Origin of the sequence: Pseudomonas sp. PDM04 (genome assembly GCF_014851765.1) — a bacterium.
Taxonomy (GTDB): domain Bacteria; phylum Pseudomonadota; class Gammaproteobacteria; order Pseudomonadales; family Pseudomonadaceae; genus Aquipseudomonas.
This window is the reverse complement of record NZ_JACVAI010000006.1, coordinates 408,258-425,785: the sequence shown is the minus strand read 5'-3', so window position 1 is coordinate 425,785 and position 17,528 is coordinate 408,258. Positions and strand designations below refer to the sequence as shown.

17 protein-coding genes are annotated in these 17,528 nt (G+C 62.2%); 5 read left to right on the top strand and 12 right to left on the bottom strand.

Annotated features, from left to right (window positions below):
- Nucleotides 1-109 precede the first annotated feature (109 nt).
- The gene (locus IB249_RS23945) at nucleotides 110-3,796 is read left to right on the top strand and encodes an autotransporter domain-containing protein (protein WP_192308210.1); all 3,687 of its coding nucleotides are present in this window, start codon (nucleotides 110-112) and stop codon (nucleotides 3,794-3,796) included.
- A gap of 40 nt (nucleotides 3,797-3,836) precedes the next feature.
- Here the strand turns inward: IB249_RS23945 and IB249_RS23940 are convergent, their stop codons facing one another.
- The 4 genes from IB249_RS23940 to cynS all read right to left on the bottom strand — a co-directional run bounded on the left by IB249_RS23940 (nucleotide 3,837) and on the right by cynS (nucleotide 5,877).
- Nucleotides 3,837-4,112 (bottom strand): type II toxin-antitoxin system RelE/ParE family toxin, encoded by a 276-nt coding sequence (locus tag IB249_RS23940; protein ID WP_192308209.1) that lies wholly within the window; start codon nucleotides 4,110-4,112, stop codon nucleotides 3,837-3,839.
- Nucleotides 4,112-4,384: a CopG family ribbon-helix-helix protein gene (locus IB249_RS23935; protein WP_192308208.1), complete on the bottom strand. Its 273-nt coding sequence runs from the start codon at nucleotides 4,382-4,384 to the stop codon at nucleotides 4,112-4,114. Before IB249_RS23935 ends, IB249_RS23940 begins: the two co-directional genes overlap by 1 nt.
- 185 nt (nucleotides 4,385-4,569) lie before the next feature.
- A complete protein-coding gene (locus tag IB249_RS23930) occupies nucleotides 4,570-5,382 on the bottom strand; it encodes a formate/nitrite transporter family protein (RefSeq protein WP_192308207.1) in 813 nt (270 codons plus the stop codon).
- A 54-nt stretch (nucleotides 5,383-5,436) separates the two neighbouring features.
- On the bottom strand, nucleotides 5,437-5,877 hold the full coding sequence (cynS, locus tag IB249_RS23925; protein WP_192308206.1) for a cyanase: 441 nt from the start codon (nucleotides 5,875-5,877) through the stop codon (nucleotides 5,437-5,439).
- Between the two features lie 240 nt (nucleotides 5,878-6,117).
- Between cynS and IB249_RS23920 the strand changes: the two genes are divergently transcribed.
- The gene (locus IB249_RS23920; protein ID WP_225607161.1) at nucleotides 6,118-8,007 is read left to right on the top strand and encodes a sigma-54 interaction domain-containing protein; all 1,890 of its coding nucleotides are present in this window, start codon (nucleotides 6,118-6,120) and stop codon (nucleotides 8,005-8,007) included.
- A 52-nt stretch (nucleotides 8,008-8,059) separates the two neighbouring features.
- On the opposite strand, the gene IB249_RS23915 is transcribed toward IB249_RS23920, so the two are convergent.
- The 3 genes from IB249_RS23915 to IB249_RS23905 form a co-directional block, all read right to left on the bottom strand.
- Entirely contained in the window at nucleotides 8,060-8,515 is a 456-nt protein-coding gene (locus IB249_RS23915; RefSeq protein WP_192308205.1) for a hypothetical protein, read from the bottom strand.
- Between the two features lie 60 nt (nucleotides 8,516-8,575).
- Nucleotides 8,576-9,481, bottom strand: a complete 906-nt coding sequence (locus tag IB249_RS23910; protein WP_192308204.1) for a hypothetical protein — start codon at nucleotides 9,479-9,481, stop codon at nucleotides 8,576-8,578.
- A gap of 174 nt (nucleotides 9,482-9,655) precedes the next feature.
- Nucleotides 9,656-9,991 carry a helix-turn-helix domain-containing protein gene (locus tag IB249_RS23905; RefSeq protein ID WP_192308203.1) on the bottom strand — a complete coding sequence of 112 codons (336 nt, stop codon included), beginning with the start codon at nucleotides 9,989-9,991 and terminating at the stop codon, nucleotides 9,656-9,658.
- Nucleotides 9,992-10,183: 192 nt separating this feature from the next.
- Here IB249_RS23905 and IB249_RS23900 point away from each other — a divergent pair, with 192 nt between their 5' ends.
- Nucleotides 10,184-10,384 (top strand): hypothetical protein, encoded by a 201-nt coding sequence (locus IB249_RS23900; RefSeq protein ID WP_192308202.1) that lies wholly within the window; start codon nucleotides 10,184-10,186, stop codon nucleotides 10,382-10,384.
- 57 nt (nucleotides 10,385-10,441) lie between these two features.
- Here the strand turns inward: IB249_RS23900 and IB249_RS23895 are convergent, their stop codons facing one another.
- The gene (locus tag IB249_RS23895; RefSeq protein ID WP_192308201.1) at nucleotides 10,442-11,191 is read right to left on the bottom strand and encodes an SDR family oxidoreductase; all 750 of its coding nucleotides are present in this window, start codon (nucleotides 11,189-11,191) and stop codon (nucleotides 10,442-10,444) included.
- A gap of 100 nt (nucleotides 11,192-11,291) precedes the next feature.
- Here IB249_RS23895 and IB249_RS23890 point away from each other — a divergent pair, with 100 nt between their 5' ends.
- Nucleotides 11,292-12,185, top strand: coding sequence for a LysR family transcriptional regulator (locus IB249_RS23890; RefSeq protein WP_192308200.1), 894 nt, complete (start codon nucleotides 11,292-11,294; stop codon nucleotides 12,183-12,185).
- Between the two features lie 125 nt (nucleotides 12,186-12,310).
- A complete protein-coding gene (locus tag IB249_RS23885) occupies nucleotides 12,311-12,976 on the top strand; it encodes a M24 family metallopeptidase (RefSeq protein WP_192308199.1) in 666 nt (221 codons plus the stop codon).
- A 63-nt stretch (nucleotides 12,977-13,039) separates the two neighbouring features.
- On the opposite strand, the gene IB249_RS29945 is transcribed toward IB249_RS23885, so the two are convergent.
- The 4 genes from IB249_RS29945 to IB249_RS23870 all read right to left on the bottom strand — a co-directional run bounded on the left by IB249_RS29945 (nucleotide 13,040) and on the right by IB249_RS23870 (nucleotide 17,260).
- A complete protein-coding gene (locus tag IB249_RS29945; RefSeq protein ID WP_263864731.1) occupies nucleotides 13,040-13,174 on the bottom strand; it encodes a hypothetical protein in 135 nt (44 codons plus the stop codon).
- Between the two features lie 116 nt (nucleotides 13,175-13,290).
- Nucleotides 13,291-15,528 carry a xanthine dehydrogenase family protein molybdopterin-binding subunit gene (locus IB249_RS23880; RefSeq protein ID WP_192308198.1) on the bottom strand — a complete coding sequence of 746 codons (2,238 nt, stop codon included), beginning with the start codon at nucleotides 15,526-15,528 and terminating at the stop codon, nucleotides 13,291-13,293.
- A complete protein-coding gene (locus IB249_RS23875; RefSeq protein ID WP_192308197.1) occupies nucleotides 15,525-15,998 on the bottom strand; it encodes a (2Fe-2S)-binding protein in 474 nt (157 codons plus the stop codon). Before IB249_RS23875 ends, IB249_RS23880 begins: the two co-directional genes overlap by 4 nt.
- Nucleotides 15,995-17,260, bottom strand: a complete 1,266-nt coding sequence (locus tag IB249_RS23870) for a cytochrome c (RefSeq protein ID WP_192308196.1) — start codon at nucleotides 17,258-17,260, stop codon at nucleotides 15,995-15,997. Before IB249_RS23870 ends, IB249_RS23875 begins: the two co-directional genes overlap by 4 nt.
- Between the last annotated feature and the right edge of the window lie 268 nt (nucleotides 17,261-17,528).

Genomic DNA, 17,528 nt, shown 5'->3' with positions numbered 1-17,528 from the left:
CGATAGGCATTTGCCCCGACAGTGAAATGCAGTCAGCGCCCACCCGGCAGGGCTGGCAGTTGCGCTCGAAACAGGTTTTTGAATGAATCCGACACGGAAGTTGACCTTCTTGGCCGTTGCCAGAGCCGTTGCGGCTGCCCTGGCCGTGATGGCTTGCCTGCTGGGTTTTGCGCCTGCGGCCCATGCCTTGTCTGCCGGTTGTACAACCCTCAGTGCCTACAATGGCACCGGCCCATTTACCCGGAGTATCTCGGCGGGGTCGTTCGACCCGAGTGATACCGTCACCGTGTCGTTTTACGACAATGGCAACAACGCTGGCGGATCCGATCCGATGGCGGCGGACAATATTATCCTGCGTAACAATGGCGCCGTGTCTTACTACACCTACCGAAGCAATGAGGGCAGCATCGGCAATCACACCGGTGGCGCGACGTCAGCGCAACTGGCCGGCGGTTTGCTCATCACTATCAAGACCACCAGTTACATCAGCCAGGTATCGATCACCTGCGGGCCGTCGGTGTCGAACGATGCAACGCTGTCCAATCTGCAGGTGTCAGCCGGCACCCTCGCGCCGTCGTTTTCCTCGGTCACCGGCAACTACAACCTGGCGGTCGCCAATGGGGTGACCGCACTGACGCTGACCCCGACCAGTACCAGTAACAAGGCGACGATCAGGGTCAATGGCAGCCCCGTGACGTCCGGCGTCGGGTCACCGGCGATCAGCCTGAACGAGGGTGACAACCCGATCAGCCTCATGGTCACTGCCGAAGACGGCCTCACGACTCGTCTCTATTCGATCACCGCGACACGGGCCGCTGCGCCGCCAGTGGCCAACGGCATTTCGGCCACGGTGGCGGCGAACAGCTCGAACAACCCGATGACGTTGTCCACCTCGGGTGGTACGCCGACTGCGGCGGGTGTGTCCACACAGGCATTGCATGGCGTCGCCGTCGCCAGTGGAACCTCGATCAGCTACACGCCATCGGCCGGTTATTCGGGGCCGGACAGTTTTGCCTATACCGTCAGCAACGGTTCGGGCACCTCCGCACCCGCGACGGTCAGCATCGTCGTGTCGGCGCCGCAATTGACGTTGGCGCCGGCGGCCGGCGCACTGCCTTCGGCTCAAGTGGGCAGTGCCTATGTGCAGTCGTTCAGCGCTGCGTCCGGGGCAACGCCCTACCACTATGTCGCTGTGAATGTTCCTCCGGGTCTGAGCCTCGACGCCAATAATGGACAACTCACCGGCATTCCGACCACCAGCGGCACTTACAACCTGTCCGTCACCGCCACAGACCTCTATGGCGCAACCGGCACTGCCAGTTACTCGCTCACGGTGGCGGTGGCGCCATTACCCGTTGCCAACCCGGTGTCTGCATCCGTCGCCGCCAACAGCAGCAGTGCCGTGGCACTGTCGATATCCGGTGGTGCCGCGACCTCGGTCGCGATCGATACCGCGCCGCTGCATGGCACTGCAACGGCGAGCGGCACCTCGATCGTCTACGCGCCCAATAACGGTTATTCCGGGACGGACAGCTTTACCTACATCGCCCGCAATGCCTCGGGCAGCTCGTCACCGGCCACGGTTTCCCTGACGATCAGCGCACCGACACTGGTCCTGACGCCTGCCGCTGGCGGGCTGCCTTCGGGTCAGGTGGGCAGCGCCTACAGCCAGTCGTTCGGCGCTTCTGGCGGGGCCGGCCCCTACGTGTACGCTGGCACTGGCGTGCCGCCAGGGCTGAATCTGGACGCCAACAGCGGCCAGCTCACGGGTACTGCGACTGCCAGCGGCAGCTATAACCTGTCGATCACTGCCACCGATGTGCATGGCGCGGTCGGCAATGCCGGTTACACGCTGACGATCGGGGCCTTGCCAGTGCCGGTGGCCAATCCCGTGTCGACGGTTGTCTCCGCCAGCGGCAGCGGGGCAGTCACGCTGTCGCTCAGTGGCGGGGCGGCGACATCGGTCGATGTGGTGACACCGCCTCTGCATGGCACGACAGCCGTCAGCGGCACCTCGATTCTGTACACCCCCACGGCGGGGTTTGCCGGTGCGGACAGCTTTCGCTACACCGCCAGCAACGCCTCCGGTACGTCGGCGCCGGCCACAGTCAGCATCACCGTTTCGCCACCGACGCTGGCGATCCTGCCGGCCGCTGGCGCGCTGCCTGACGCAACGATCGGCGCCGGCTATACGCAAGCCCTGAACGTATCAGGCGGCACCGCGCCCTATCAGTTCAGTGCCACGGGACTGCCGCCCGGGCTCACCATCAACGCCACCTCCGGAACGATTTCCGGAGTACCAGGCACCGCCGGTTCGGCCAGCGTCTCGGTGATCGTCACCGATGCGTTCAACACTTCGGCAAGTTTCAGCTACAGCCTGAATGTCGGTGCCAGCTTGCCTGGCGGTGCTGCCCGCAGTGCGTCTCTGTACGCCGGGCAATCGATTACGCTCAATCTGGCCGAGGGCATGAGCAATGGACCGTTCACCGGCGCCGCCTTGCTCGATGCGCCCCCCAAAAACCTGGGGCAGGCCAGCCTGAGCGGTTTGAACCTGACCTTCGTCGCCGCTGCGCAGGCCTCCGGCGTCGCGGTAATCCGCTATACCTTGAGCAACCGCTCGGGCACGTCGCAGCCGATCACCCTGACAGTGCAGGTGGCCGGGCGGACCGACCCCAGCAAGGACCAGGAAGTGGTCGGCATGCTGGGTGCCCAGACGCAAAGCGCCACGCGTTTTGCCCGTGCGCAGATCGACAATTTCAATGACCGTCTCGAACAATTGCACGACGACGAGAGCCGCCGTCGCGCCGGTTTCAACCTGCAACTGGGGTTGCCGCAATCGCGACCGTCGCGGACCGGCAACACCAGCGCGGCCGAGATGTATCAGGCGCTGTCCTCTCTGCGGGGAACCCAGGCGCCCGCCGTCACACCGCAAGCCGCTGCGGGCGCGAACGATGGCAACTGGCTGGGGGACGATAACCTTTCGGTGTGGAGTGGAGGTTACGTCAACGTCAGTGACAGCCGTCGTGATGACGTCAAGCTCGACAGCACCACCGTTGGTGTCAGCGCCGGTGCTGACTACCGGTTCTTCAATTCCTTCACGGCCGGCATCGGTTTCGGTTACGGTCGCGACTCCAGCGACATCGGCTCCCAGGACTCCCGCAGCAAGGGCGAGTCGTTCAGCGCGGCGTTGTATGGCAGCTACCACCCCGGGCCAGTGTTCGTCGATGGGCTGATCGGTTACAGCAACCTGTCGTTCGACAGCCGGCGCTACGTGACGGACAACGGCGGGCACGCCAAGGGTTCCAGGGACGGTGACCAGCTCTTCGGTTCTTTGAGTTCGGGGTACGAGTTTCGGGAGGAGGCCTGGCGAATGGCACCCTATGGCCGTGTCGACGTTTCATCGACGAAACTGGACGGCTTCCGCGAAAGCGGCAGCGGCGTCTTCGATCTGGCTTACGCTCCGCAACGCATGACAGTCTTTTCCGGCGTGGGCGGGGTGCGCGGACAGTATGGCCTGTCAGTGGCTCAGGCGGCGCTGACGTTGCGCGGCCGTGTCGAATACAGCCACACCTTCAGCGGCGACAGCACCGCCCGGGTAGGTTATGCCGATGTCAGTGATTCGACCTATGCCATTTCAACCACTGGCCAGAGCGAGAACACCATGACGGTTGCGCTGGGCGTTGACTTCCTGCTGCCCTCGGGACTGAGCACCGGCCTGACGTATCAAGGTTCCTACGGCATCGGTGATGATTCACGCTCGAATGCGCTGATGTTCCGGGTGGGGAGTCGTTTTTGAGGTAAGGCTTGCAGGGAATCTACGTTCCGTCGTCTCATCGCTAGCGATCTTCGCGGGTATGCCAAAGGCGTAACAGGAAAATGGTCGAGTCCGCAATTTCATAGCGCATCTCGTAATGTCCGACCAGAATTCTGCGAACATCGCGCGGATCGAATTCCTCCAGACGTTCACCTATGCGCGGATTGGTCATCAGAATGGTCGGTGCAGCAGACAACTGCTGTATTGTGCGGGCCGCTGCAGGCTGGCTCACGGCCGTCAGAAACTCATAAAGACGAGCAAGATCGGACAGTGCTTTGCTCGTCCACTTCAGCTCCATTAATGGGGCACCGGTAGCGGGGTGTCGGTACTGAGACTATCGGCCCAAGCCTGGACGGCCTGGTGGTCGATCACGCGGCCGGCATCCACATCGGCCAGCGCCTCTCGGGTCAGTCGGCTACGCTCCTCTTCTTGATCCAGCCATGCTGACAGGGCCTGCTTGACGATCCAGTTCTTGGAACGCTCCAGACGTTCGGCAACCTGATCAACACGTTCGGCCAGCTCTACAGGGACGTGAGCGGTAACGGATCTGGTTTTAGCGATAGTGGACATGTCGGGATCTCCGTCGATGTGGATTCGGGGGCTGTCGATCCAATCCAAGACTCAATCTTTCCCGATTAATTATTCATTTTCAATCATGATGAATAACATTGCATCATTCAGCGATGGATGGCATCACGCGTTTAATGGACGTCAACAACTGGAGCCCTGAACAGGGCCCCAATATGATTGGTATTTCAGCAAATCACCCGCTTCGCCGCCGTCCTGATATGCGTGCTGTACAGCGTCAGGCCGGTAAAGGCCAGGCCGCCGACCAGGTTGCCCAGTACGGTCGGGATCTCGTTCCAGATCATGTAGTCCATGATCGAAAAGTTGCCGCCCATGATCATGGCGGAGGGGAACAGGAACATGTTCACCACCGAATGCTCGAAGCCCATGAAGAAGAACAGCATGATCGGCATCCACATGGCGATCACCTTGCCGCTGACCGAGGTGGAAATCATCGCGCCCACCACGCCCATCGACACCATCCAGTTGCACAGCATGCCGCGCAGGAAAATCGAGATCCAGCCGGCGACGCCGTAATGCGCATAGCCCAGGGTGCGCGCCTCGCCGATGCTGGCGATCTTTTCGCCGACGGCGCCCGGGGCGGTATTGAAGCCGTAGGTGAAGATGAACGCCATCATGAAGGCGACGGTCAGCGCGCCGGCGAAGTTGCCGAGAAAGACCAGTCCCCAGTTTTGCAGGACCCGGTTGACCGTGACGCCGGGGCGCTTGTCCAGCAGCGCCAGCGGCGTCAGCACGAACACGCCGGTGAGCAGGTCGAAGCCCATCAGGTAGAGCATGGAAAAGCCCACCGGAAACAGCACGGCGCCGAGCAGCGCCGAGCCGGTCTGGACCGCGATAGTGACGGCGAACACGGCCGCCAGCGCGAGGATCGCGCCGGCCATGTAGGCGCGGATCAGCGTGTCCCGGGTGGACATGTGAATCTTCGATTCGCCGGCATCGAGCATCTTGGTGACGAATTCAAACGGAAGCAGATAGGACATTTGGGTGACCCCTTGGCATGCGTGGGTGGCGGCGAGTGCGATGAGATGAAGCCGTTACCAGGATCGGTAAGGCAGGAACTTGCCGTTCAGGGTGACCAGCACGCGGTCGCCCTTGGGGTCTTCGATCTTGTCGACATGCATGGAGAAGTCGATCGCGCTCATGATGCCGTCGCCGAACTTTTCCTGAATCACGTCCTTGAGTGTCGGGCCGTACACGCCCACCAGCTCGTACAGGCGGTAGATCAGCGGGTCCTGAGGAATGGCCTGGTCCCAGCCCTTGGTGGGGAATACCGTCATTGCCGCCGCCACCTCGTCACCCAGCTCCAGCGCCTGGCAAATGCGTGCGGCGACGTCGGCTGGCGCGCTGTTCATCCCGTAGCAGACCGAGGCGACCCAGACCGGTGCTTTTTGTGCGGCATCGGCGAGGCTGTCCCAGCTCAGATTCAGGCGGGCCTTGGCAGCCATGATGGTGTGGTGCATTTCTACTTTGTTCATTGCTCAGCTCACTCTCTAGGGTCGATGAAAAATGACGGTGATCGCCGTTTCTGAATCTACCCATAGCGAGAGTTGTGCCAATTTTGAAATGAATTTTAAGTTATTGATATTTAAGTGATTTAACTTAATCCGCAAAGGTAAATACAGTAACGATATTTCGTAAATAACGAAATGTGGTGAAATAAATAACGAAAACTCGTATTTTCCATCGGTTTCCGATGACCTTGATGAGTGATCGTAATGAGCCGCGCCGGTTTTGAAGATGAAGCAATCGAATGCGCGTCACAGGCGATGCTGGTGGTCGATCCGCAGAGCGATGCGCTGCTGCAAGCGAACCTCGCGGCATTGGCGCTGCTGGGGTCTACCCGCGACGATGAAATCCCTTTGCGGTTCAGTCATTTTCTCGGCGAAGGCCTGTCCCTGTGGGTCAGCTTCAGCGATGAGACGCTGACCCAGGGGCAGGCCTGGTCGGATGATTTGGTGCTGGTTGACATGAGCCGCCGTCAGCACGCGGTGGAGGTGAGCGCCAATGCGTTGGCCGATGGTCGGCGCATCCTGTTCACGATCCAGCGACGGGACGTGCTGGAAACGCGGCGCAACCGTTCGGAAGCGCGCCGACAGCACCGGCTCGGGCATGTGGGGTGGGAGCGGATTTCCCAGGTCTTCGAGCGGATCGAACAACAGAACCGGCTGATTCTCGGCGCGGTCGGCGAGGGCATCTACGGGCTCGATGCCAAGGGTCAGACCACCTTCATCAACCCTGCCGCAGAGCGCATCCTCGGTTGGAGCGCCGCCGACATGGTGGGCCACGACGCGCACCAACTGTTCCATCACAGCCACCGCGACGGTTCCTGCTTTGCGGTCCAGGAGTGCCCCATCCATGCGTCCTTCAGCGACGGCCAGGTGCACCGGGTCGACAATGAAGTGTTCTGGCACAAGAACGGTGAAGCCATCGCCGTCGAATACACCAGCACGCCGATCTTCGAGATGGGCCGTCTGGTGGGCGCGGTGGTGCTGTTTCGCGATATTCGCGAGCGGCAGCGGGCCGAGCAGCGCCTGCGTGAGGCACTGAATGAAGTCGAACAGCTCAAGCAGCGCCTCGAGGTGGAAAACCAGTACCTGCAGGAAGAGATCAAGGCCGAGCGCAATCACCATGAAATCGTCGGCGAAAGCCCGGCGGTGTTGCACCTGATCCGCCAGATCGAACTGGTCGCGCCCACTGATGCCAACGTCCTGATCAATGGTGAGTCCGGCACCGGCAAGGAGCTGATCGCGCGGGCCATCCACGCCAGCAGCCGGCGCAGTGACCGGCCGCTGATTCGGGTCAATTGCGCGGCCATTCCGCGGGATCTGTTCGAGAGCGAGTTTTTCGGCCACGTCAAAGGGGCCTTTACCGGTGCCGTGAACGCACGCATGGGCCGCTTTGAACTGGCCGACGGCGGTACGCTGTTCCTCGACGAGGTGGGCGAAATTCCCCTCGAGTTGCAGAGCAAGTTGCTGCGCGTGCTCCAGGATCAGCAGTTCGAGCGGGTGGGCGACAACGTCACGCGTGTGGTGGATGTGCGGGTCATCGCTGCGACGAACCGTGACTTGCGGGCGATGATCGCCGAAGGACGGTTTCGCGAGGACCTGTATTTCCGTCTGAATGTCTTTCCCGTTCGCTCGGTGCCGCTTCGCGAGCGAATCGATGACATTCCTCTGTTGGCCGGTCATTTCCTGCGGCGGGCGTCCCTGGCCTTCAACAAGACCGGTGTGCGCCTGCCATTGGCGCAGGTGGAATTGCTCAAGCGCTATGCATGGCCGGGCAATATCCGCGAGTTGGAAAACGTGATCGAACGGCAGATGATCGTTTCCCAGGACGGCCGCCTGCGGTTCGACGATCTGCTGGTAGCCGGGGCGCGGGTGCAGGATTCGCCACCCGTGGAACAGACGGAGGCGGGCGAGCCTGTTGCCGACGAGTTGCTGCAACTCAAGCTGCGGTCAAATGCGCTGGCGATGCTCAAACTTACGGCGGGCAAGGTTTCCGGGGAGGGCGGGGCTGCGCAGTTGCTCGGGCTCAAGCCCACTACGCTGGCTTCGCGGCTGCGCAAGTGGGGGATCGACCCTCGGGACTACAAGCGCAAGCGATGAACAGCAATCCAGTTGCGTGACAGCAGGGCTGCACGCAACTGGAAGGTCTGGCTTAGCCTCTTGTGCGATTCTGGTAGATGGGTTCCCACACCACGCTACCGCTCGTGGGTGGCGGGACCGATCCTGCGACTGCATCATGGTGACCGAAGATCGTCGTGTTCGCCCAAATTTGGCGTTCTTGCGCAACCAGGCAGACCCTGGCGGCGTACTCCGCGATGTCATCGCTGCAGCTTGAAATGTAAATGGCGCTCGGTGCCTGCCCGCCTTGCATATTGGCATGCACCAGGTTCACGAACTCACCTGCACTGATGCCTGCTCTGCCGGGATCCCCAAGTTCTTTATTGTTGCCGTGCGCCACCACCACAATCACGGCACCCGCCGGGACGTTCAGGCTTGGTGGGTTTTTGATCTGATTCAAGCCAAAGCGATGGGTTTCGCCTGGCCAGCCAGGATCGAGGGGTGTGGAGGCGATGTCTTGTTCGTATGTCATTGCGAAAACGATGGTCATGATGGCTTCCTTATCTGACGAAGTTTCGATGGGGTGAAACGGTCACTGCCCTGTGATTGATCAGCGTCTGGCTGCGAGTGCCTTGTCGAACTTCGCCTTGATCCCCGCCACGATTGCACCGCCGTCGAACGTATCCTGCAACCCGGCATTGAGCGGCTGGACCACGTTCGTCGCTGAGCTGCTGGCAATCTCCTGGAGTTTGTCGTCGATGGCCTTCAGGCGGGTGTTCAGGATATCGCTGGTGGCCGTGTACTTGGCCAGCGAAGTCAGAAAATCATCTTTGGTGGGGTCCAGGTCACCCACCGCGGCGTCGATTTTCGTCAGTTGGTTGCGCATGGATTGCTTCTGGTTTTCATAGGCCTGCAGGTCGCTCAGCTTGCTCATGGCCTTGCCTTCCTTGATGGAAAAACGGACCTCGAACAGAAACAGGTTCTGGATGATGGTTTCATTGCTGAAAAAGCTTTTGCTGCTGTAGGCGTTCTCCACCACGGTGATGAACAGGGTCATCCCCGGCGCCAGCATCTTTTCATCACTCTTCACGGAAATGCTGGTACTGGTGGTCGAGCCGACACTGGTCAGGAGCGCCTGGACCGCGTCGAAGGCGGCGTTGGCGATCAGCAGGTCCAGGTTCGTCATGGCCTGAATGGCCGCGCCGACCTCGGCGGTCGGCGTATCCTTTTTCGCGCCATCGGGCAACTTGCCCCCGAAAATCGCCTTGCGGCATGAGTCGATCATGACGTTGATCGATTTCAGCGACCATTCGCTCGCCGTGGTCAAGTGCCGGTAACTGCTGGCAATCATCAAGGCGTCGTCGCCGTACTTGCTGTAATGCTCCTTGACTCTGGCGTTCAGGGCACTCGTTTCGGTGGCCAGGCTTTTGTCGAGGTCTTTACGCATCTGGTCGACGTAGGCCTGGAACTCCTTGTTCTTTTCCTGTTGCTGTTCGATCGTGTTTGACTGTCCCATGTCTGGCTCCAAGTGTGAGGTGGTATCGACCTTTCTTGTGCGCTACTGCCACTTCCGTTTTCCTTGAACACATCGAAAAAAGGCGACAGCCAGAACATGATCCCGAGTGAAGTCTGACTCAACACATTCAGATGGAGCGCCGTGCAAGATTTCGTCGATTCGCTTGCGCAGCGCTCAAGCCCGATGCGATTCGATGGCCGCCAGGAAGTGCTCCAGATGCACGACCGCCGCCTCCGGGAGGCTGGCGAGGGATATTCGAACCTGCTGCGCCCGCATGGGTTGGGTGCCGCGATGCATGTCCATCGTGCCCCGGCCCAGCAGCAGCCAGTCGCTGGACACATCCAGCAACTCGCACAACGCGATGGTGTTCTCAACCGTCAGGCGACCGCTCTTTCTCCAGCGGCTCACCGCGCTTTCCGTCACGTTGAGCGCGACGGCGACGGCGTACAGTTTCGACAGGTTGCGTTGCTCCATCGCTTCACAGATTCTGACTCCGAGTGTCGATTGCATAGGTCCATCCATTGAACGGGAAAATGGAAAATTGACTGTATGCAATGCAGCGCCTGGCGCTGTGAACGCCGGTAAATTGTTGTATCCGCCGGTTGGCACCCAACCGTTCGTCCATGGCCGGGCACTTGCGAGGCGCCACCGTCTCTCAGGTTTTAAGGGCGGATATCCCGCGCTTCAGAACGGAGAGCCAGCATGGACATCGATGAAGATGCACCCGGCAACAGGTCGCAGCAGGAGGTGACGCGCACGACGGACAATGAAGCCGGGCATGATCCCAAACGCAAGGAGCCGGAGGTTCCGCTGCCCGCCGATGACGAAGCTCCGGTGGATGAGGACATGTCGGACGTAGAGGCCAACAACTCAGTCTCCAGCGAGCATCCTGAACCGCGATAAACCTCGGGGTGAGCTGGCGAAACGTCGAGTTTCGCCAGCTCCATCCCTGGCGGAATTTCAGGTCAGGGACATCCCGCCATCCACCAACAGCTCGATGCCATTGACGAATGCGCTGTCAGCCGAGGCCAGGTACAGCGCGGCACGCGCCAGTTCGTCCGCTTCGCCCAGGCGCCCGGCGGGGATCATGTCCCCCAGCATTTTCAGGAAGTCCGGGCGCTGTTCATCCGAGATACCCAGTTTACCGATGATCGCGGTGTCGACCGGGCCCGGGCTCAGCACGTTGACCCGGATGCGGCGTGCGCGCAGCTCCAGTGCCCAGCTGCGAGCGAACGCCGCGATGGCCGCCTTGCTGCCGGCGTAGACCGCGTGATTCTGCAGGACCTTGGTGGCGGCCAGGGAACTGGTCAGTATCACACTGGCACCGTCACGCAGCAGCGGGGTGATCGACTGCACGCCAAAGAACACGCCGCGTGTGTTGATGTTGAACTGCGCGTCATAATCGTCCGGCGACACCTGCGCCGAGGGCTGCAGGGTGATGACCCCGGCGTTGGCCATGTACACGTCGAGTCCGCCGAAGCGCGCTTTCACCTGTGCGGCGACATTGTCGTGATGTTCCAGACAGGCCACGTCGCCTTCGATGGCAATGGCGCCGTGGCCGATGGTCTCGATGGCATGGTCCAGGATTGCTTTACGCCGGCCCGTGATGATCACCTGGGCGCCTTCCCGGGCGAACAGGCAGGCGCAGGCCAGGCCGATCCCACTGTTGCCACCGGTGATGACGGCTGTTTTACCTTCGAGACGCTTCATTCGCTGACTCCGATCATTGATGATTCGACGTATTATCCGGCGCGTCCTTTCGCTAACCAGTCCTGAACAAGGCACATCAGTTGTGCTTCGGAGTCACAAGATGTCCAGCCTGTTGAGTCAGTCGAGCAGCCTTATTGCCTTTGTCCGGGTGGTGGAGGCCGGCTCCTTCAGTGGCGCGGCGCGCCACCTCGGCACGACGCCTTCGGCGATTTCCAAGGGCATTGCACGCCTGGAAAAACAGCTCAATGTCACGCTGTTTCGGCGCTCGACCCGGACCCTCAGCCTGACGCCCGATGGGCACCTGTTTTTTGAGCGCGTGGCGCCGCTGTTGCGAGCACTCGAAGACTCCGGAGATGCGATCAGGCCCACCGGAAGCGTGCGCGGGCATCTGCGGGCGAGCATGCCCAGCGAGCTGGGACGCTTGTTGTTGCCGGGGATTGGCTCGTCGTTTCTGCTGGAGCATCCGGACCTGGAGGTCGATCTCAACCTGCAGGACCATCACGTTGACTTGATCACTGAAGGCTATGACGTGATTTTCCGGGTGGGATCGCTGGGCGACAGCAACCTGCGGGCACGTACGCTGGCCCGGATGGCCATGGTGCTGGTAGCGTCTCCCGAGTTTCTTCAGGCGCAAGGACGCCCTGAGACCATCAGTGAACTGCGCAACCTGCCATTCGCACGTTACCAGTTGGGCGGAAGAACCCTGCCGATCGTTTTCGCCAGCGGTGAAACGTTGCTGCCGAAGGGGCGGATCGGCCTGGATTCGGGCTTCGGCCTGCGCACGGCGGCCCTCGACGGCATGGGCGTTGCTTACCTGATGCACTGCATCGTCCAGCAGGACCTGGAGGAAGGCCGCCTGATCCGACTCCTGCCGGAACAGGCGTTGCCTTCGCTGGAACTGCATGCGATACACGGTTTTGGAGTGAACACACCGATCAGGGTAAAACTGTTCACGGATTTCGTGCAGAAGGAGATCCAGCGCCTTCTGGGGTGAGTGCGCACGATGACCTTGGCGGGGCCGGAACGGTTTGAGCCTGCTTGTACCTTCGACACTGGTTATCGCAATATACAAAACCATATAGCGCTTTCCCTGCGCTGACCTGCGAAAGGAATCACCCCATGACAACGGCGTTAAACCCCAAGGAAGCGGTTGGAGAGCGGTACTCGCTGGAATCGATGCGCCACGCGCAACAGATGACCTGGAAAGCCATCGATGAAATTGCCCGGGTCATTGCGCCGGGCATGCGCGAGTCCGAGGCGCAATTGCGCGGCAAACAGATCTTGTCCGAGCTGGACATGGATCGAATCTGGCATCCGCTGTTGATCCGCTTCGGCGCCAATACGCTCAAGACCTTCAAGCAACGCTCCGACGGCGATCCTGTCCTGGGTGAGAACGACATTTTCTTCATCGACATGGGCGTGGTCTGGCAAGGGCATGAAGGTGATGCCGGGACGACCTTCACCACCGGCTCCGACCCGCAAATGAACGACTGCGCCTCGGCTGCCAGGATCCTGTTCGACCAGGTCGAGCGTTTCTGGCGCAGCGAGCGGGTTTGTGGCGTTGCGCTGTACGATTTTGCCGCCGCTCAGGCGCAGAGCATGGGGTGGAAGCTCAACCTCGACATCAAGGGGCATCGGGTCAGCGATTTCCCCCACGCGATTTATCGGGGCGGCGACCTGGGGGATTTAGCCGAGTACCCGAATACCGGCCTGTGGATTCTGGAAATCCAGATCGCCCATCCTGATCGTCCGTTCGGGGCGTTTCATGAAGACTTGCTGATCTGACAGGTGTGCGTGCCCGAGCCTGGGGTGCGCCATGGCCGGCATGCTGGCGCGCTACGGGCATGATTACGCCACGGTGCAGAACCAGCGATGATCATGCCGGTACGGCGCGCGGATGAAGGCGACATCCGCTACCAGCAGCATGCCGCGCTGTTGCAGCGCTTCGGTCAGTTGTACCAGTGTGTCTGCTTCGAACGTCATGGCGGTTGCCTCGTCGGATTGCCTGCGCCGATGATTGTTGATCGGGCGGGGCGGTCGCCAATTCAATTTCACTAAGGGTGCGATTGAAACGTGACATGCCCCCCGGTCGCGCCGGGTCAGGCCGGCTGCTCCGAACGGGTCAGCGGCAGGTTCAACCAGCGCCGCCCGGTGGCGTTCGCCACGGCATTGCCGATGGCGGCGGCCATCGGTCCCTGGACGATTTCGGCGGCACCGAGAAACGGCTGCCCGGGTTGGTCGAGCAGGTGAATGTCGACCTTCTTCGGCAGTTGCGTAAAACGCAGGATCGGGTAGCCGCTCCAGTCGTAGCTGCGGATGCCGGCGGCGTCATAGGCGACTTTTTCGTAGAGCGTCCAACTGGTGGACTGCACGATCCCGCCTTCCACCTGGTTGCGCAGGCCGTCGGGGTTGACGATCTGTCCGACGTCGACTGCCGTGACGACCTGATCGATTTGCACCTCGCCGGTCTGCGGATGGACGCGCAGGCGTACTGCAATCGCGCAATAGCCCATGATGTTCTTGTAGCGGGCGAACGCCAGGCCGATCCCCGCGCCAGGCTCGGCACTCTTTTGCGGCCATCCGATGGCGTCGCGTACACGCTCGATCACCGCCCGAGCCCGTGGGTCCGTCAGGTGAGCCAGACGCAAGGCGAGGGGATCGATCCCGGCTTTGGCGGCCAATTCATCCAGGCAGGACTCGATGGCAAAAATGTTGATGTGCGCGCCCAGCGAACGCATGGCCGAGGTACGAAACGGCATCTGGGTCACGAAGTTCATGTCGATGCGCGTGGAGGCCAGCGTGTACAACGGCACGGCATTGCGATCGCCGTCGCCTTCAGGCTGGGCGATGGGCACCGAGGGCGCGGAGGCAAAGGGCCGCGCCAGCAGTCGCGCCGGCAGCAGCCGGCCGGCATTGACGATGCGCTCGTTGTGCGGCGTCGTCCACAGCTCGTAGTTCCAGTCCTGCAATCGACCCTGCGCATCCAGATTGGCCTGCACTTCGCTGACCATCGCCGAGCTGTAGGGCTCCCAGAGATTTTCCTGTTCGCGCATCCACTGCACCCGCACCGGCGTGCCTGGCATGCGCATGGCAATCAGCGCTGCGTCCGCCGCTGCATCGTCGGCGCCGTTGTGGCCGTAGCAGCCGGAACCTTCGGCGTGGATACAGCGAACGCGCTCGGGCGGCAGCCGGACCATTTCGGCGATGCCGGCGCGCAGCGGGTAGACGCCCTGGCTGTGGGTCCAGACCGTCAAGCTGCCGTCCTTGAACCAGGCCACCGCGCAGGACGGGCCGATGGAACCGTGCATCAGGTATTGCTTGGTCACCCGGGCCCGATAGCCCAGCTCGGTTGCCGCCTGAGGTGTGCCTTCATGGCTGATCGGGTAGCGGCGTGAAGGCAGGCGTTCGAGCAAGGCATGGATGTCCCGGGACTCGGGGATTGCCTGGCCACCGCTCCATTGCGCCGACGCGTATCCCTCGCGCATGGCCTTGATGGCTTGCCACTCGTCACGGGCGACGACGGCCAGATAATTGCCGTCACGCATGACGTGCACCACGCCGGACAACGCCTCGATCGCTTGCGTGTCGAATGCCAGCAGTGTGCAGCCGGGACGAGGCGGGCGGATGACCCGGGCATGCAGCATGCCCGGCAGGCGAATGTCCTGAACGAAGGCGGGACCGCCGCTGACCTTGGCCGGGATATCCAGCCGTTGCAGCGAGTGGCCGATGAGCTTGAACGCGGTCGGCGGCATACTCGGCGACTCGGCCTTGGCGTAAAGGTGCAGGTCGACGTTTTTGACCGCGTCGGCGTAGGCCATCCGTTGCCCGCCGGGGCCGTGTATGACGCCTTCGGCAGTGCTCAACAATACCGGTGCGACGCCCCAGGTGCGTCCGGCGGAGTCCAACAGCAACTCACGCACCTGGGCCGCCGCGTTGAACAACGCCGTTCCGCTGTCGAAGATGCTGTGGCTGCCGGCGGTGTAGCCTTCGTTGGGCGTCAGGGCGGTGTCGGCCGTCATCAGGGTGATGGCTGTCGGGGACACTTCCAGGCGTTCGGCGGCGATTTGCAGCAATGCGGTTTTGACGCCGGTACCCAATTCGACCTTGCCGGTATAGACGGTGATGCCGTCAGGATCCACGCGAATCCAGGCATCGAGGTAGGGATTGGTGCGCAGGCTGCCGGGCAGGTCCGGCGCCAGCACGACGGTGCCGAGGGTATCGACTTCGCTGTCGGCCCATGCCCGACGCGCAGCCGGTACCAGGGTAAACGCCATCAGCAGGGCGCTGCCGCGCAGGAAAGCCCGGCGACTGGGGTTGAGTGCTGGCGCCTGGGTCATGCTGCACTCCCGGTGTGGCCGGCCACGAGGCTGATCGCCTCGATGATCCGCAGGTGGGTGCCGCAACGGCACAGGTTGACGGCCATGTGTTGGCGAATGGTCTGTTCGTCCGGGTGCGGGTTCTGTTCCAGCAATGCCTGGGCCCGCATCAGCATGCCGGCGATGCAGTAGCCGCACTGGGCGGCCTGCTTGTCGATAAAGGCTTGCTGCAACGGGCCGGGCCGCTCGGCGGAACCGAGGCTTTCAACGGTTCGAACCTGCTTGCCTTCCAGGCCCGCGCAGGGTGTCACGCAGGAAAAAACCGGTTGGCCATCGACCATGACGGTGCAGGCGCCGCACTGGCCCAGGCCGCAACCGTACTTGGCACCGTTGAGGCCCAGGTGATTGCGCAGGGCATAGAGCAGCGGCATGTCCGGTTCCAGCTCCAGGGCCTTGGCCGAGCCGTTGACGTTGAGCGTGAGTTGAGTCATTTCGCCTCCTGACGCAGTGCTTCAATCGTGGAAGAAAGATCGGTCCATGGCTGGCCGGGTGTGGCTTGCTGGCGCAGGTACGACGCCAGGGCCGTGAGCTGTTGGTTGTCCAGGCTGGCTGCAAATGGCGGCATGACCGGGCCGGGCTCGCCCGGGATGGCGGGTATGCCTTCGAGCACGGTTTTCAGGAAGTTGCGCGCGCTCGGGCTTTGCAATGCCGACGTGTGAGCCAGCGCGGGGCGGCCGTCGATCACGCGCATGGGCGCTGCCGAGACATGGCAGCCGGCGCATGAACTGCTGAACAGCAGGGCGCCAGGGCTCTGGTCGGTGGCGGCAACGTTCGTGGCATCGGCGTGGATTTCCTTCACCGTCGCCACGGATTGCAGGCTCAGCAGGTACTCGGCAATGGCCTGTGCATCACTGATCGGCAGGCGCGCCAGGCCGAGGCTGACGGGACGCATCGGCCCCGCCGCGGTGCCGTGCCCCTCGACCACCTCCGCCCGCAGATAGCGGACCAGCTGATCCTGGCGCCATGGGTTTGCCCGACGGGCCATGCCCAGCAACGAAGGCGCATCCCAGCCATCGACGCTGCCGCCTGCGAGGTATTCGCCGGATTGTTCGGCACCGATCAGGTTCAGCGGCGAATGGCAGCCGCCGCAGTGTCCGGGGCCGTCGACCAGGTAACGGCCGCGATTCCAGGCCGAGGGCTGTTGCGCCGCCGGCGTCAGAACGTCGCCATGGAGGAACAGCAGGTTCCAGAACGACACCAGCGGGCGAATGTTCATCGGGAAGTTCATGTGGTTCTGTTGCGCGGGTGAGTCCACGGCCGGGCCGCTCATCAAGTACGCGTAGGCATCGGCGATGTCGGCGTCGGTCATGCGCCGGTAGTGCACGTAGGGAAAGGCCGGGTAGAGGAAATGGCCATCGCGGGAGATCCCTTCACGCATCGCGCGTTCAAACGCCGGCAGCGACCATGAACCGATGCCGGTCTGCGGGTCTGGGGTGATGTTGGTGCTGTAGAGCGTGCCGAACGGCGTCACCAGCGGCAGCCCTCCCGCCAGGTATTGGCCACCGGGTCGCGTATGGCACACCGCGCAATCGCCGGCCTCGACCACACGCGCACCGCGTTGCACTTGCGCGGCGTCGAACCGCTGCGGGCGCTCGATGGGCGCGATTGCCGGGCGCCACATCAGCATCGCCGCGCCGGTTGCACCCATGAGCGCGAGGGCGGCGACGCCAGTCCACAGCCGCCTGGACTTCATCAGGTGGCCCTTCATGTGAGTTTGAAGCGCGGGAGTGAAGCGGCAGGCAACGTCATGATCGGCTCCTCGAGCGGTCGGGTCAGGGCGCCGGTGGAAAGCCCTGCGCCAGTTGCCCAAAGGTAGAGGAGGCGGCAGCGCCGGAGTATTGCCAGGTCGCGCAACAGCGCTTTGCGCCAACAGCAACGCCTGCACCGTTGCGGATGGCGCATCACTGCCTTGCTCCAGGCACCCATTCTCGGTGTCGAGCGGGGCCCGTAGCCTTGCCTTC